This is a genomic window from Pseudoalteromonas sp. SR45-6 (genome assembly GCF_014163545.1).
In the GTDB taxonomy this organism is placed as follows: Bacteria; Pseudomonadota; Gammaproteobacteria; order Enterobacterales; family Alteromonadaceae; genus Pseudoalteromonas; species Pseudoalteromonas rhizosphaerae.
Genome location: NZ_JACJDM010000007.1, coordinates 35861 through 51519 on the forward strand (window position 1 = coordinate 35861; position 15659 = coordinate 51519).

The 15659-nt window shown below is 40.5% G+C and carries 14 protein-coding genes; 3 read left to right on the forward strand and 11 right to left on the reverse strand.

All coding sequences use genetic code 11. The features are described 5' to 3' along the window. Positions 1-31 precede the first annotated feature (31 nt). A complete protein-coding gene (gene gdhA / locus H5158_RS05200; RefSeq protein WP_182739608.1) occupies positions 32-1384 on the reverse strand; it encodes an NADP-specific glutamate dehydrogenase in 1353 nt (450 codons plus the stop codon). 334 nt (positions 1385-1718) lie between these two features. Next, complete coding sequence (locus H5158_RS05205) at positions 1719-2192, reverse strand: DUF1456 family protein (protein WP_145233406.1); 474 nt, start codon at positions 2190-2192, stop codon at positions 1719-1721. A 135-nt stretch (positions 2193-2327) separates the two neighbouring features. On the opposite strand from H5158_RS05205, the gene H5158_RS05210 reads away from it, so the two are divergent. Beyond that, positions 2328-3092: a spermidine synthase gene (locus H5158_RS05210; RefSeq protein ID WP_182739609.1), complete on the forward strand. Its 765-nt coding sequence runs from the start codon at positions 2328-2330 to the stop codon at positions 3090-3092. On the opposite strand, the gene H5158_RS05215 is transcribed toward H5158_RS05210, so the two are convergent. From H5158_RS05215 to H5158_RS05235, 5 genes are all read right to left on the reverse strand, one after another. Then, positions 3089-3622 carry a DUF924 family protein gene (locus H5158_RS05215; RefSeq protein WP_182717426.1) on the reverse strand — a complete coding sequence of 178 codons (534 nt, stop codon included), beginning with the start codon at positions 3620-3622 and terminating at the stop codon, positions 3089-3091. The two genes, H5158_RS05210 and H5158_RS05215, sit on opposite strands and share 4 nt — an antisense overlap. Positions 3623-3631: 9 nt before the next feature. Next, the gene (locus H5158_RS05220; RefSeq protein WP_182739610.1) at positions 3632-4876 is read right to left on the reverse strand and encodes a lipoprotein-releasing ABC transporter permease subunit; all 1245 of its coding nucleotides are present in this window, start codon (positions 4874-4876) and stop codon (positions 3632-3634) included. After that, a complete protein-coding gene (gene lolD / locus H5158_RS05225) occupies positions 4866-5564 on the reverse strand; it encodes a lipoprotein-releasing ABC transporter ATP-binding protein LolD (protein ID WP_145233154.1) in 699 nt (232 codons plus the stop codon). The genes H5158_RS05220 and lolD overlap by 11 nt, the downstream gene beginning before the upstream one ends. After that, positions 5557-6774, reverse strand: a complete 1218-nt coding sequence (locus tag H5158_RS05230; RefSeq protein WP_182739611.1) for a lipoprotein-releasing ABC transporter permease subunit — start codon at positions 6772-6774, stop codon at positions 5557-5559. The genes lolD and H5158_RS05230 overlap by 8 nt, the downstream gene beginning before the upstream one ends. 137 nt (positions 6775-6911) lie before the next feature. Continuing rightward, the gene (locus H5158_RS05235; protein ID WP_182739612.1) at positions 6912-7781 is read right to left on the reverse strand and encodes a LysR family transcriptional regulator; all 870 of its coding nucleotides are present in this window, start codon (positions 7779-7781) and stop codon (positions 6912-6914) included. Between the two features lie 117 nt (positions 7782-7898). Here H5158_RS05235 and H5158_RS05240 point away from each other — a divergent pair, with 117 nt between their 5' ends. Then, positions 7899-9020, forward strand: a complete 1122-nt coding sequence (locus H5158_RS05240) for an S-(hydroxymethyl)glutathione dehydrogenase/class III alcohol dehydrogenase (protein ID WP_182739613.1) — start codon at positions 7899-7901, stop codon at positions 9018-9020. Positions 9021-9079: 59 nt separating this feature from the next. Beyond that, positions 9080-9922, forward strand: coding sequence for an S-formylglutathione hydrolase (fghA, locus tag H5158_RS05245; protein ID WP_182739614.1), 843 nt, complete (start codon positions 9080-9082; stop codon positions 9920-9922). Here fghA and H5158_RS05250 read toward each other — a convergent pair. The 4 genes from H5158_RS05250 to H5158_RS05265 form a co-directional block, all read right to left on the reverse strand. After that, the gene (locus H5158_RS05250) at positions 9876-10259 is read right to left on the reverse strand and encodes a hypothetical protein (protein WP_182739615.1); all 384 of its coding nucleotides are present in this window, start codon (positions 10257-10259) and stop codon (positions 9876-9878) included. The genes fghA and H5158_RS05250 overlap by 47 nt on opposite strands. Positions 10260-10478: 219 nt before the next feature. Then, complete coding sequence (locus H5158_RS05255; RefSeq protein ID WP_246175591.1) at positions 10479-11990, reverse strand: BCCT family transporter; 1512 nt, start codon at positions 11988-11990, stop codon at positions 10479-10481. Positions 11991-12212: 222 nt separating this feature from the next. After that, positions 12213-13826, reverse strand: a complete 1614-nt coding sequence (locus H5158_RS05260; protein WP_145233148.1) for an ABC-F family ATPase — start codon at positions 13824-13826, stop codon at positions 12213-12215. Between the two features lie 268 nt (positions 13827-14094). Beyond that, positions 14095-15651: a SulP family inorganic anion transporter gene (locus tag H5158_RS05265; protein WP_145233147.1), complete on the reverse strand. Its 1557-nt coding sequence runs from the start codon at positions 15649-15651 to the stop codon at positions 14095-14097. Between the last annotated feature and the right edge of the window lie 8 nt (positions 15652-15659).

Below are 15659 nucleotides of genomic sequence, written 5' to 3' on the forward strand. Positions count from 1 at the left end.
GTGGGCTTATGCATAGTAAAACTATCGTATGTTAAACAACACCTTGCTCAATCATAGCATCGGCTACACGACGAAAAGCAGCAATATTAGCACCTAACACTAAATTACCAGGTTGATCAAATTCAGCGGCTGTATCACTTGCAGTATCAAAGATATTTTTCATTATTTGTTGCAGCTTAGTATCGACCTCTTCGAATGTCCACATTTGCATACTGGCATTTTGCGCCATTTCTAATTGGCTCGTCGCAACACCACCCGCATTAGCTGCTTTGCCAGGGCCATAGGCTATTTTAGCAGCAAGCAACACATCGACCGCTTCTTTAGTACTTGGCATATTTGCGCCTTCACAAACTAATATACAGCCATTGCTTATTAACGTTCGCGCATCAGCTTCAGTTAACTCATTTTGCGTCGCACAGGGAAAAGCGGCATCAGCAACAAAACGCCATACCGCATGTCCATCACTTGGGTAATCTGCACAAGCAATATACTTCGCATCGCTGTGGGTTTCTAAATAGACAGCTAAACTTTCACGCGCACCTTCTTTAAGCTTTTTAACAAGTGCAACATCAATACCTGATTCATGATACAGCGTACCGCTTGAATCACTGCAAGTGATAGGTGTTGCCTCTAATTGATAAAGTTTTTCCATCGCGTAAATTGCCACGTTCCCGGCACCAGAAACTAAACAGCGCTTACCTTTAAGTGAGTCATCATTGTCTTGCAACATGTAATTGGCAAAATAAACAGCGCCATATCCTGTCGCTTCTTTTCGAGCCAATGATCCACCCCACAATAAACTTTTGCCGGTAAACGCACCGTCGTAACGTCCGGTCAACCGTTTATATTGACCAAACATATAGCCTATTTCGCGTGCCCCAACGCCAATATCACCCGCAGGCACATCGGTGGTTGGGCCGATATGACGATACAACTCATTGATAAATGATTGGCAAAAACGCATTATTTCGCTGTCAGAGCGGCCCTTAGGATCAAAGTTTGCGCCGCCTTTACCACCACCAATCGGTAAGCCAGTTAACGCATTTTTAAAAATTTGCTCAAACCCTAAAAATTTTATGATGCTGGCATTTACACTTGGATGGAAACGTAAACCACCTTTGTATGGACCTAAGCTTGAGTTAAATTCAATTCGATAGCCTTTATTGACATGAATGTTACCGTCATCATCAACCCAAGGGACTCTAAACATAATTTGACGTTCAGGTTCAACTAGACGTTGAATAATCGCATTCTTTTGATAGTCGGCTGAGTTTTCAAGAATAGGTTCAAGTGATTCAAGCACTTCTTCAACGGCTTGATAAAATTCGCATTGTGCTGGGCTAGTTTGTTTTAAATGTGCAATGGTATCATGGATATAATTCATAATTATTCTTCCGTGTTAAAAGTTATGCTTGTCTCAGATGTTAAAATAGACGTGATCAAGTTTATGGGTCATCTAGTTAAGAGCCTTAAAAATTGTAATATTTTTAACACTGTAACATGATAAACCTATATATTTAACGTTCGATAACGTGAATTATTTTTGAGTTGATACGCAAGAGCAACAATTAACGCTCATTAAAAAAGAATATAAATTTATGAAATGTGAATAAATAAAGATTTAAATACTAACGCAGAGGGCTGCTTAAAACACCGATGCTTAAAGTGGGGTTAAAAATCATACCCGTACGATATAAATACGGATATGAACACGTAAATTATTCGCCGCTTGCCTCTGGACGAAGTTGTAGCTGTAAACCAGTTAAAAAGTTACGTAATATTTGGTCATTACATACACGATAATGCTTGTTATCGGCTTTACGAGAAAATGCACTTAACTCATGCTTACTCAAACTAAAATCAGTTAAGGCAAGGACATCGATCACGTCTTCCGTTTTCATATTTAATGCGATACGTAATTTCATTAAAATAATATTATTATTTAATTTACTTTCTGGCGCTGGTTGCTCACCGTCGCGCTTACCGCGCTTTGTATTAATAAAACCATTTAGAAAAATGGCAAACTCAGTATCACTTGGATCTACGTAACCCTCTTCCCCTTCTCTGGTTAGCCAACCAATCACTTGTTGTTGAGTCACGTCATGATCTGCTGCAGCAAAAATTTCAATCATGGTAGTATCAGCTAAATTAAAGGTATAGCGAAGGCGGCGTAAAATATCATTATTAGTCAAAGTAAATTCCAGAGTAAGATAAGACAACCAAGCAGGTATTGCTGGCTTATGAGTAGCCATACAGTTTAGCAGAGTTAACAAGGCCACCCTATTGATTTTTTGTTTTGCTCAACATCCCCATTATGAAGGAACGGCATGATTGATTTAACGCCATTTACTACCGATGCATACCTAGTAGCAACAATCCAAAGTAAGCAAGACACGCTAAAGATTTTTGAAAATGCTGATTATCGTTGGCTTACACTCGGGGATAAGCTAACTTTACAAGGTGTAATGGAAAAATCACAACCGCAGCAAGTATGTAATCCGGTAAATCAAGCTATGCTGCTATTTTTGCTTTGTAGCGAACCCTCCTCACAGATATTAAATTTAGGTTTAGGCAGCGGTTGTTTTGAACGAGCAGTGACTAATAAAGCCGGATTTGAATTAACGACTGTCGAAATTAATCCGAATGTAATTAAAGCAGCTAAGCAGTATTTTTTCCTCAATGACAACAATCATATTGTAGCGCAATGTGCTGAACAATTTATTGCTCAAAGTAGCCGCAAATTTGATGTGATTTTAATTGATGTTTTTAGTGGTAAATCGCAGCCAGCGTTTTTACAAAAGCAGGCATTTTTGTGCGACTGTCATGCGCGACTTAGCACATACGGTAAGATCTGCATCAACTTTACTGCAAAAAATAAACAACAATTAATCGCTCTACTAACGACACTTCGAAGTCTATTCAGTCATATTGTGGTGATTGAATTTAACCAATATAAAAATATTGTGCTGATCGCCAGTGAGCAACGCCTTGATGCTATTAATATTGAACAGATAAAACAGCACAAAGATTTTAGCTCGCCTGATTTAGCTGCTGAAATTAAACAATTATTTTATATACCTAAGCTAGATTAAAATTGCGAGCCTGGTTGAGCTAAAAACGCAACTTCCTCGGCGCTGGACTGACGCCCTAAAATAGTATTTCGGTGTGGGTAGCGACCAAACTGATCGATAATATTTTTATGGGCAAGTTCATAATCTTCATTACTCAAACCTTTAAATAATACCATCGCCTGTTGGTGTATAAAGCTCGATTCGCTGTGCATAAACGGCATATAAAAAAACACCCGCTGCTCAACAGGTAATAATTGATCAAAGCCTTTTTCGATTGCCAACTGTGCCAATGTTAACGCTTGCGGATCTTGACTAAACGCGTGAGGGGTATCCCGGTAAATATTACGAGAAAACTGATCAAGCACAATCACTTCAGCTAATGCACCTAAGGCAGTCACTCGCCAAGACGCATACTCGCCTTTTGTAATAGCTATCAACAGATCACTAAATGTATCTCGTATCTTAATATCTGTAGCATCAGATTTTTTATACCAACCAGATGGACCGAGTTCATCAAACCAATAATCTATTACTACTTGATAACTAAACATAAATTTCCCTTAGTTGCCTAATACCTTGGCTGGTTCCACTCTTGTTGCCTGCCATGCAGGGTAAATAGTGGCTAATACTGCCAACACAAAAGTTACAATAACAGTGATCACAATATCTTGCCATACCAGCTTACTGGGTAAAAACTCAATAAAATACACCCCTTCCAGCGGGTTTGAGCCTAACAACTGACTCAGTAGGGTAAAAAGCTCACTGATGTTCAGCGCCAGTATCACACCTATAAATGAGCCCAGTACCACGCCAATAAATGCTTGGCTAAGTCCTTGTAAAATAAAGGTCGCTAATATCGTACTGTCTTTAGCGCCCATGGTTTTTAATATCGCTATGTTGGCCTGTTTTTCACGTACTTCCATCACTAATGACGAAACAATATTAAAACTTGCCACCGCAATGATTAAAAACACCACAATATAAACAATAGTTCTGACCATTTGTATATCTTGGTATAAGCTACCTTGGGTTCTAAACCAGCTAGAGATATAAACATAATCATCAATTGTTTGGCCAACCCGTAGCGCAATTTGGTGTGCTTGAAAAACATCGGTTACTGCTAAGCGAAGCCCTGTTACTTGCAGTGGCTCATAACCAAGTACTGATTGCGCCTTACTGAGATGGATGAAGGCAGCAGAACTATCAATAGGGCCACCCATTTCAATAATACCCGCAAGGGTTAAAGTGACCCTTTTGGGTGCTAAAATCTCAGTACTTATCTCGTTAACTTGCGGGATCAATAAGGTAATTAACTCCCCTTGCTTAACACCTAATTGTTTAACAATTTGTTGGCCTAAAATAATTTCGTCTTCGCTTATTTGGCTGACCAACTTGCCATGGGTAAACTGATTAACCGCCGATACGTCACTTTCTAGAGCAGGATCAACCCCTCGCACTTCAACCGCTTTTAGTTCACTTTTGTATTGCGCCATACCATTGACACTAATAAAAGGTGCTGCACCGGTTACGCCACGTTGCTCTGAGAGCTTTTGAACTTTATCCGGCCAGTTATCAATTGGACGATTAGGCGCAACATATTCAACTTGTGGCACAACGCTTAATAAGCGATGTACTAGTTGTTGTTCAAAGCCATTGATCACCGACAAAGCAACAATTAACACTGCAACGCCGAGTAAAATACCAATGGTTGACGCTTTGGCAATAAAACTAACAAAGCCATTTTTTTCATCGCTGCTGCCGGAGCTTGCTCTAAAACGTTTACTTAAATAGGCACTAAGCAACATGGCTGGCCTCTTTAATTGCCAATTTCCCATCATCAAGGTAAGCAATTTTACCCAGCTTATCGGCTAATTCTAGGTCGTGCGTCACCACCACAAAACTGGTATTCAAACTGCTATTAAGCTCTTTGATCAAATCGTAAATTTTAATCGCATTTTGTTTGTCTAAGTTACCTGTTGGCTCATCGGCCAATACTAAATCAGGTTCGCTCACCAATGCCCGCGCAATTGCCACCCGTTGACGCTCGCCACCAGAGAGCATTGATGGTTTATGGCTACTACGGTGCGATAGCCCTACTTTATCGAGCATTACGAGGGCTTTAGCATTGGCTTTTTTAGCGCTGAGACCTTTGATCAACAGCGGCATCGCAACATTTTCTAACGCGTTAAACTCCATTAATAAATGATGGAACTGATAAATAAACCCTAAATGCTCATTACGAAATTTCGCTTGCTCAGCACGTGATAGTTTAGCAACTTGTTGACCTTTAATTTTTGCCACACCGGCACTTTGTGAATCCAAAGTCCCCAAAATGTGCAGTAAAGTACTTTTACCAGAACCAGAGCTGCCAACAATAGCCAGCATCTCACCTTGTTGTAAGGTTAAATCAACCCCTTTTAAAACCTCAACGTGATTTTCACCATCTTGATACACTTTACTTAACTGTTCACATTGGATAACTAAATCATTCATAGCGCAATACCTCTGCTGGGCTAACATTGGCAGCTTTACGCGCCGGATATAAAGTGGCTAAAAAGCTCATGGTAATACTGCCTACGGCAATCAGCGATAAGCTCATTACGTCAAATTTTACTGGTAAGGCAATCCCTGTTAACAAGTTTAAACCTATGCCTGCCAGCACTTCGTTGATATAAGCACTGAGTAATAAGCCAAGGGCTGCACCGATACTGGTACCAATCAAACCATTGTACAAACCTTGGATCATAAAGACTTGCTGCACTTGAGCCGGCGTTAAGCCAAGCGTTTGTAAAATAGCCACTTCACTTTGTTTTTCGCTCACCATCATGGTCAACGCAGAGACAATATTAAATACCGCAACTAATACAATCAGCGCCAGCAGCATCGACATAATGCGTTTTTCCATTGCGACTGCTGCAAACAAAGTACCTTGTGACTGGCGCCAATCGGTGACTGTATGTTGACTTAAAATTGCACTAGCTGAAGCGCTAAAGGCATCTAGTTGAAAAGGATCGTTCAGTGAAATACTCAAATTAGGAGCACTAGTTCGTGGCAACTTTAATACCCGTTGTAGCGATTCGCCGCTAGTAAAAGCAAGTCCCATATCAATTTCAGAACCTGTTTCATAAATGGCAGCAACGGTGAACAAACGTTGGCTTGGTACGCGACCTAAAGGTGTATAGGTTGACGCATTAGGCATGATCACGCGCACTTTATCACCTAAACCAATTCCCAGTTTACGTGTTAAATAACGACTAACCGCAATGTGATAGCGCGATGTCATGACTGTTTGCCAATTACCTTGAATAACTTTATCGCTGATTTTATAAAGCGATGCGTTATCGTCGTACAAACCTTGCAATAGCACGCCATGTAAATCGCGATTGGTTTGTAAAATGGCTTCACCATGGCGATACAAACTCGCTCTTTTCACAAATTTGGACGCAACAATGGTATCTTGCAGCTGGATCATTTGTGCTTGAGTTTGTCCATCAGACGCAATTTCAACATGAGGAATGAGGCCCAACATATTGGTTTTAAGGTTATTTTCAAAACCATTCATCACTGAGCTGACAGTAAATAATGCCATTAAACCAATGGCGATACCGGCAATGGAGAAAAACGAAATAAAAGAGATAAATGCGTTCCCTTTCGAGGAGCGACTGTATCTCAGCCCGATAAACAGGCTAACAGGTTGAAACATAATTATTTATGGTCACATTTAATGCCAATTCAGCGCTCATACTAGCATAAATAAAGTGCCATTGGGTATGCGCAAAAGTGTAAAAATTCATGACAAATCAACTGCTGTATCAAAATTAAGCCGCTTTATTTAAACTTTTAGTTTAGAGATTTAATAAGGTGATCGAGTAATGCTCTGACATTGGTCGCAACAAATTGTCGCGGAGGATACACTCCCCATACACCTTCTGGTTTTGGCTGATTATTGGTTAAAATAGGCACTAAATCACCCGTGGCTAAATCACTCTCAATGTAGTAGTTTGGCACTTGTATGATGCCAAGACCCTTTTTAGCTGCATCAGCTAACGCCCAGCCACTATTACACTGTAACCGCCCCGCAATTTTGATATGTTTATCACGCCCTTGCTCGCACACCCGCCAATAACTGCTGTTGCCGACTAAGCATTGATGGTGCTGTAATTCAGCTAATGTGTGAGGTTCGCCAAAACGGGCTAAATAGGCTTTTGAGCAGCAAATTACAAAATGACGTGCACTTAAACGTCGTGCTTTTAAGCTAGAGTCTTTTAAATGACCAAGGCGAATAGCTAAGTCAAAGCCGCCCTCAAGTAAATTTTCTTGTTCATTGCTCAGCGCCATCACCACTTCTACATCAGGGTGCAGTTGCATAAAAGTATGCACTGCTGGCATCACGAAGCTTTCGCCATACATAACCGGAGCTGTGAGTTTAATTTTACCTTTAGGAGCATTTTGCTGTTGTGCTAATAACGCGGTGGCGTCGTCCATTGCATGCTGTAAATGTTTTGTTTGATGTAAAAAGACTTCGCCTTCTTTAGTCAGTACAACTTTACGGGTAGTACGCGTTAATAATTGGGTATTTAAGCGCTGCTCTAATTGCGTTACATGGCGGCTTATGTGTGCAACGGATACCCCTAATGCGGTTGCAGCGCGGGTAAAGCTGCCTTCTTCACCGACTGCGATAAATTCGTCTATGCCTAACCAACGACTCATTATTACCATACTGTAAAAGTGTTTTATTAAAATGAAGATTAACATTGTTTGAGAAACAAATAAAATAGCGTTATTGTTTTCAAGTCATCTTCGTATTTAACCAGCAAGAGAGTTACTATGTCTGAATTTATAAAATCAAAAGCCGCAATTGCTTGGGGTCCAAATCAACCACTATCTGTAGAAGAAGTGGATGTAATGATGCCTAAAAAAGGCGAAGTAATGGTAAAAATTACTGCTACGGGCGTATGTCACACCGATGCATTTACATTATCAGGTGCCGATCCTGAAGGGATTTTCCCAGCCATTTTAGGGCATGAAGGCGCCGGTGTTGTTTATGCTATCGGCGAAGACGTAACCAGTGTTGCTGTAGGCGATCATGTTATTCCTTTATATACTGCAGAATGCGGTGTATGTAAAATGTGTACTTCAGGCAAAACAAACTTGTGTTCCGCTGTACGTGAAACGCAAGGTAAAGGCTTAATGCCAGACGGCACGACTCGCTTTTTCAAAGATGGCCAACCAATTTATCACTACATGGGCACATCAACCTTTTCTGAATATACGGTACTGCCAGAGATCTCACTGGCTAAAGTAAACAAAGCAGCATCACTTGAAGAAATTTGCTTACTAGGCTGTGGTGTTACAACTGGTATGGGCGCGGTCACAAACACTGCAAAAGTTCAAGCAGGCGATACCGTTGCTATCTTTGGTTTAGGTGGTATAGGTTTGTCAGCAATTATCGGCGCGAAAATGGCTGGTGCCTCGCGTATTATCGGTATTGATATCAACACGTCTAAGTTTGATCTAGCCACTAAATTAGGTGCCACAGACTTGATCAATCCAAAAGATTTCGACAAGCCTATTCAAGAAGTTATTGTCGAGATGACCGATGGTGGCGTTGATTTCTCATTTGAGTGTATAGGTAATGTTGATGTCATGCGCTCAGCCCTTGAATGTTGTCATAAAGGTTGGGGGGAATCGGTGATCATTGGTGTTGCTGGTGCAGGACAAGAAATTTCAACTCGCCCATTCCAGCTAGTCACTGGCCGTGTCTGGCGTGGTAGCGCATTTGGTGGGGTTAAAGGTCGTTCACAACTACCTGAGATTGTTGAACGTTACATGGCTGGCGAATTTGCATTAAATGACTTTATCACTCATACCATGGGTCTTGAAGACATAAACGACGCGTTTGATTTAATGCATGAAGGCAAAAGTATTCGTACTGTGATCCACTACTAATATTAAAAATACAGATACCGCATAGCGTGTAAGCTATGTGGTATTTTAGCGAGGAATCTATGTTAGATAATTTAAGCGCCACAAAAGTTAGCGGTGGCTGGCACAAGCAATACAGCCATACATCTACAAGCACCCATTGCCCAATGCGGTTTGCTATTTTCTTGCCACCCGGTGCCAGCCAAACTAATAAAGTACCGGTACTGTATTGGTTATCAGGCTTAACCTGTACGGATGAAAATTTTATGCAAAAAGCAGGTGCATTTAAAAAAGCGGCAGCGCTTGGTATTGCTATCGTTGCACCTGATACCAGTCCTCGTGGCGACACTGTGCCAGACCAAGACAGTTATGATTTTGGCCAAGGCGCAGGGTTTTATTTAAACGCCACCCAAGCCCCCTATAACACGCACTATAATATGTATGATTATGTGGTAAATGAATTGCCTTGGCTAATTGAACAGCACTTTCCCGTGACTGATAAAAAAGCGATTAGCGGGCATTCTATGGGGGGGCACGGTGCGTTGATGATTGCATTGCGCAATCCAAAAAGTTACACCAGTGTTTCTGCTTTTAGCCCAATCACTAACCCTATTGACTGTCCTTGGGGGCAAAAAGCGTTTAGTCAGTACTTAGGAGATGATCAATCACAATGGGCCAATTACGATAGCTGTGAACTAATGAAAAAGGCACACAGTAACGAATTTTTACCAATGCGTATTGACCAAGGTGATGCCGATAATTTTTTAGTCGAGCAACTAAAACCAGACAACCTAACTGCAGTAGCAAAGCAAGTTAATTACCCGCTAACGTTGAATATGCACGCAGGCTACGATCATAGTTACTTTTTTATCAGCAGCTTTATCGACGAACACTTATCATTTCATCAAGTGTATCTTCAGCGTTAATTGTATCCTCTACTGTGAGGTTGTCAGTCGTTACTTCCTCACATTGTTGTATTGATTTAGTTATTCTTTTGCAGACCAGAGTAGGCTCTGAGCTATCTTGCACTAACCCCACTAAAAAACGATCTACTTCGATGCCTAAGTCCGCAAATGACAAAGTCTGTTCATGACTAAAGTAAGTATTATCTTGAGGCGATACATGTGCAGGGGCCTGCGCTAAATCAGCATCATAATTTGTATCCGCTTTTGAATAAATAACTCCATCAACTAATACACCCGCTACAGTGCATGCGCTTAGTAATTGGCTGACAAGTAAAACAGTAATAAAGTGCTTGAACATAAATTTAATCCTTTATATCCCATTGCTTAAATGCGTAAGTTATTATTTAACTACCTCGAATGAGCCAGTTTTTAATAGCATTAGTATTGCTTAGTGGTTGTATCTGTAATACTCACTATAAACGAACGAGTATAAAACACTGTAAAAAACTGTAAGTGAATAACAATAAAGTAATTAAACTATAAACTAGCTCGAGCATAGCAACAGTAATAGGTTTAACTACACTTGTAACTCCTTCATAAACTCTTTTACAAATCCTATCAGCTGCAAAATAAAAATAAACAAAAATGGCACTGCACCAATAATTGCAATACTTCGGTTAAGTAATTCATTATTTTGTAATAACAATACCCAGCTACTTAGAGCTAAAGTAAAAGACCACACATACAAACTAAATCGATGACTGCTTTTTGTCCCCGCTAAATTACGGATCACTAAAATTGCAGAATCTGCCGAAGTAGCAACAAAGATCAGTAATAATAATAAGCTCGACCAAATAAGCACACCTCCTTGCCAACCTAACTGCTTAAAAAATACAAATAAGCCTTGTGTATAATCAGTTTTAATAGCGGCCATAATGCCACTACTATGGCCGCTATCCCAAGCAATAGCAGATCCCGAAAAAACACTAAACCAAATTAAAGTAACGAAAGTTGGCACAATTACTACGCCAACAATGTATTGCCAAACTGGCCGACCTTGACTTATTTTAGCTAAAAAAACCCCAACAAAAGGTCCCCACGCTAGCCACCAAAAATAATAATTATACGTCCAACTATTAGCCCAAGCAGGATCATTTAGTTGACTTGATAATTGCCATGTCCCTGTCACTAATAAGTGGCTATAAAATTTAACGCCACTGATCGCCACATCTATAATCGGTTGTAGTGGTACCATCATGATGAGCCAAATAAGTACTCCAAATGCTAAAAAAACATTAAATTGACTGAGTGTTTGAATACCCTTTTTTAATCCTAAGCGCGCAGATAAGCTAAACAACAGCGCTAATAACATAATAATAATCAAACCAACTAACCAAGGCGAGTTAATGCCAAGCTCAAGCTCAATCCCTTTTCGTAGTAATAATGTTGAATTTGCAATCGTGCCAACTACACCAAAAAAAATAGCTAAAATGGCCACTAACTGAATCACGTATTTACACTTTAGCTGCCCTGCGCGACTTAAAAATGAAGTTGTTACACTCAACACCGGAGCACTTATATCTCCCGCTTTGCCACTGTTATGGCTCAAACCACCTAAGACTAAGCCAAATACTGCGTAGAGTGCCCATGCATGAGCGCCCCAGTTTACTAACGTAATAGCCAATGCAGCACCTTGTCTATCAGGGTAAAGACTTTGCTTTAATGGCGGTTGCAATACGTGCATGGCAGGCTCTGCTACGCCCCAAAAAATTAAACCCGATCCCATTCCTGCAGCAAATAACATTGACAACCAACCAAAAGTTGAAAACTCGACAGATGTATGCTCTCCACCTATTTTACGTTGTCCGAGTGGGCTAATAGCCAGCACAATAACGCTTATCAATAAAAAATTAACTAACAGAAAAAATGGTCCACCCAACACTGATAATGCATTAATGATCAGTGGTTGAATATGCGCGGTGAGCATATCAGGAAATAATAGAGCCCCGCTAACAAATAGCACACACAAGGTGAGCGCTAGTTTTTCAAGATTCGACACTAATTTAGTAATACGAGCTTTAATTACCACATAGATACCTTAAAAATTATACTAATTAAATCGGTTTTATCAGCGCTAACGTTACGACGCTTTAAAGCTACACCAAAGCAACTTTTTAATTTTACATAATTTAGACATAAAAAAACCGGCCGCAGCCGGTTTTCTGATACTTAATACCAATTATATTGATTTACAGAGCTCTTGAACTCGCTTGCATGATCATGCATTTAATAAAACTGAGATCAATAAACTTTACTTTGCAGCCAAAAGCTTCGCTTGCTCTTGTTGGCTTGCCATAAATTCGTTAAAGGTGCCGTGGAAATTAACCACTTCCTTGTCACGAATATCAATAATACGAGTTGCCAATGATGAAACAAACTCACGGTCATGGCTGACAAAAATCAGCGTACCTTCAAAGCCTTTTAATGCATTATTAAGCGCTTCAATGGCTTCCATATCCATGTGGTTTGTCGGTTCGTCCATCACCAAAACATTTACGTCTTGCATCATTAATTTGCCAAACAATAGGCGATTTTTCTCACCACCTGAGCAGTTTTTAGCTTTTTTATTCGCATCATCCGCAGTAAACAATAACCGACCTAACATGCCACGCACCATTAAATCGTTATGCTTGGCTGTACGCCACTGTGACATCCAATCAAACAAGGTTAAATCGTTATCAAAGTCTTTACTACTATCTTGCGGACAATAGCCAATCGATGCATTTTCTGACCATTTTACAACACCGTGATTAGCTTCAAGTTCACCCACTAAACAGCGAATAAAGGTTGATTTACCAACACCGTTTTCACCAATAATCGCAAGTTTTGAACCCGCTTCTAAAATCAGCTCGCCGCCTTCAAACAATACTTCACCGTCAAAACCATGGCCAAAGTCTTCTAAGATCAATGCTTGGCGGTGCATCTTTTTACCTTCATCAAAATACAATGACGGCGCCATTCGGCTTGACGACTTCACTTCATCTAAGCTGATTTTATCCATGCGTTTAGCACGTGAACTCGCTTGTTTTGCTTTTGACGCATTAGCACCAAAGCGGTTAACGAAATCTTGTAACTCTTCAATTTCAGATTGCTTTTTAGCATTACCAGCAAGTAATTGATCACGAATAAGTGTTGATGCTTCAATGTATTTTTCGTAGTTACCTGGGTAAATACGCAGCTCACCGTAATCAATATCAGCCATATGAGTACATACCGCATTAAGAAAATAGCGGTCATGAGAAATAATGATCATGGTACATTTACGCTGGTTAAGTTCGTGCTCTAACCAGCTAATGGTATGAATATCCAAGTTATTGGTTGGCTCATCCAGTAATAAAATATCAGGGTTAGCAAACAAGGCTTGCGCAAGTAAGACGCGCAGCTTCCAGCCTGGGGCTACTTGTGACATTAGACCAAAATGAAATTCTTCTTCAATACCCGCTTTTAATAAAATATCACCCGCGCGGCTTTCTGCACTGTAACCATCCATTTCAGCAAAAACGCTTTCAAGCTCAGCGACTTTCATACCATCTTCTTCACTCATTTCTGGCAGTGAATAAATACGTTCACGTTCTTGCTTTATTTTCCATAATGCAACGTCACCCATGATCACAGTATCAACCACTGAGTATTGCTCAAATGCAAACTGATCTTGGCTTAAGTTACCGACTTTCAGTCCTGGGCCAATTGATACGTTACCTGATGTTGGCACTAATGAGCCATTGAGGATTTTCATGAAGGTTGACTTACCGCATCCATTGGCGCCAATTAAGCCATAACGATTACCGTTACTAAATTTAGCGGAGATATTTTCGAACAAGGGTTCGGCACCAAACTGCATGGTGATATTAGCGGTAGAGATCAAAATGAATTTCCTAAGCAAATACTGACAAGTACACTGTTCGCTGAATAAGGAAAAGTTAATACAGGCAATAAGACGGTATAAAGAGGCCGCGAATTATACAGGCACTAGCTGCACTAGTCGAGCTTAGTCTCAATAATTGACTCACCGAGCACTGGTTTTTATGTGACTTAAATAAATTTTAATGTCATCTACGGTTTCAGCCAATGATTTGTTCGATAGCAATAAAAAAGCGAAGGCAGTGCCTTCGCTTTTTTATCAAACGTCTCGTTTAAGCAAGCTTGTCTGAAGCAACTTTATAAGTTGGATCTTCTATTACATTAACTTCTACTAAGTCGCGCGCTTTATGTAATAACTGTATACAGTCTGGGCTCAAGTGGCGTAAATGCAACTGCTTACCTGCCTTGGTGTATTTATCAGCTAAAGTATCAATTGCTTCAATGGCACTGTGATCTGCCACTCGGCTGTATTTAAATTCGATGATAACGTCTTTAGGGTCATTTTTAACATCAAACAACTCCGCGAACTTTTTCACTGAGCCAAAAAATAATGGGCCGTGTAGTTCGTAGACTTTAGAACCTTCTTCATCAATGTAGTTTGTAGTAAAAATATGTTTAGCATGTTGCCATGCAAATACTAAGGCTGACACAATCACACCCACACATACTGCAATTGCTAAGTCAGTTATCACCGTTACACCCGATACTAATACAATGACAAAAGCATCTGATTTTGGGACGCGTTTCATCATTTTGAAACTCGCCCATTCAAAGGTGCCTAATACCACCATAAACATCACGCCAACCAATGCTGCCAGCGGCACCATTTCAATCAAACTGGCGGCAAAAATAATGAATGCTAGGAGCATTAATGCTGCTGTAATACCAGATAGACGCGAACGACCACCTGAGTTAATGTTGATCATTGATTGACCAATCATCGCGCAGCCTCCCATCGCACCAAAGAAACCACAGGTAACGTTTGCAGCGCCTTGACCAATGCATTCTTTATTGCTGTGACCACGGGTTTCTGTGATTTCATCAATCAGGCTAAGGGTTAATAATGATTCAATCAAACCAATTGCCGCTAAAATAAGCGCATAAGGTAAAATAATTTTCAGTGTTTCAAAGGTAAATGGCACCATTGGAATGTGAAATTGTGGTAAACCACCAGCAATAGTTGCCGCACTGTCACCGGTCATATCTTTTAAGAAATCAAGTACTGTACGCGCTTCTAAATCAAATCCGATAACAATGGCGGTTACAGTAACAATAGCGACTAATGTTGATGGCACAGCTGTAGTCAACTTTGGCAAAAAGTGAATAATAGCCATCGTTAAGGCGACTAATCCTAGCATGATCATCATCGGCGTGCCGGTCATCCACTGCATGCCACCTTGACCATCGGACACCTTAAATTGCCCTAGTTGCGCTAAGAAGATGACAATCGCTAAACCATTTACAAACCCGAGCATCACCGGATGCGGAACCATACGAATAAACTTACCGAGCTTAAACACCCCTGCTAGTATTTGCAGTATCCCCATCAGTAATACAGTCGCGAAGAGATACTCAACCCCATGATCTAGCACTAAACTTACCATAACAACGGCAAGTGCACCGGTTGCACCGGAGATCATACCTGGGCGGCCGCCAAAAATAGCGGTGATCAAGCCAACAATAAATGCTGCATATAAACCAACTAAAGGCTCTACATTTGCAACAAACGCAAATGCAACAGCTTCAGGAACGAGCGCTAGGGCAACCGTTATACCTGATAAGATATCGTTTTTAGCAGAGCTCGGCGCCTTGCTTAATAAGTTAAACATTGAATTCC

Bases quoted from the DNA above. Each gene is read 5' to 3' on its own strand.
- gdhA (WP_182739608.1), bottom strand. From the start codon at position 1,384: ATGAATTATATCCATGATACCATTGCACATTTAAAACAAACTAGCCCA.
- H5158_RS05210 (WP_182739609.1), top strand. From the start codon at position 2,328: ATGATTGATTTAACGCCATTTACTACCGATGCATACCTAGTAGCAACA.
- H5158_RS05215 (WP_182717426.1), bottom strand. From the start codon at position 3,622: ATGTTTAGTTATCAAGTAGTAATAGATTATTGGTTTGATGAACTCGGT.
- H5158_RS05220 (WP_182739610.1), bottom strand. From the start codon at position 4,876: ATGTTGCTTAGTGCCTATTTAAGTAAACGTTTTAGAGCAAGCTCCGGC.
- lolD (WP_145233154.1), bottom strand. From the start codon at position 5,564: ATGAATGATTTAGTTATCCAATGTGAACAGTTAAGTAAAGTGTATCAA.
- H5158_RS05230 (WP_182739611.1), bottom strand. From the start codon at position 6,774: ATGTTTCAACCTGTTAGCCTGTTTATCGGGCTGAGATACAGTCGCTCC.
- H5158_RS05235 (WP_182739612.1), bottom strand. From the start codon at position 7,781: ATGAGTCGTTGGTTAGGCATAGACGAATTTATCGCAGTCGGTGAAGAA.
- H5158_RS05240 (WP_182739613.1), top strand. From the start codon at position 7,899: ATGTCTGAATTTATAAAATCAAAAGCCGCAATTGCTTGGGGTCCAAAT.
- fghA (WP_182739614.1), top strand. From the start codon at position 9,080: ATGTTAGATAATTTAAGCGCCACAAAAGTTAGCGGTGGCTGGCACAAG.
- H5158_RS05250 (WP_182739615.1), bottom strand. From the start codon at position 10,259: ATGTTCAAGCACTTTATTACTGTTTTACTTGTCAGCCAATTACTAAGC.
- H5158_RS05265 (WP_145233147.1), bottom strand. From the start codon at position 15,651: ATGTTTAACTTATTAAGCAAGGCGCCGAGCTCTGCTAAAAACGATATC.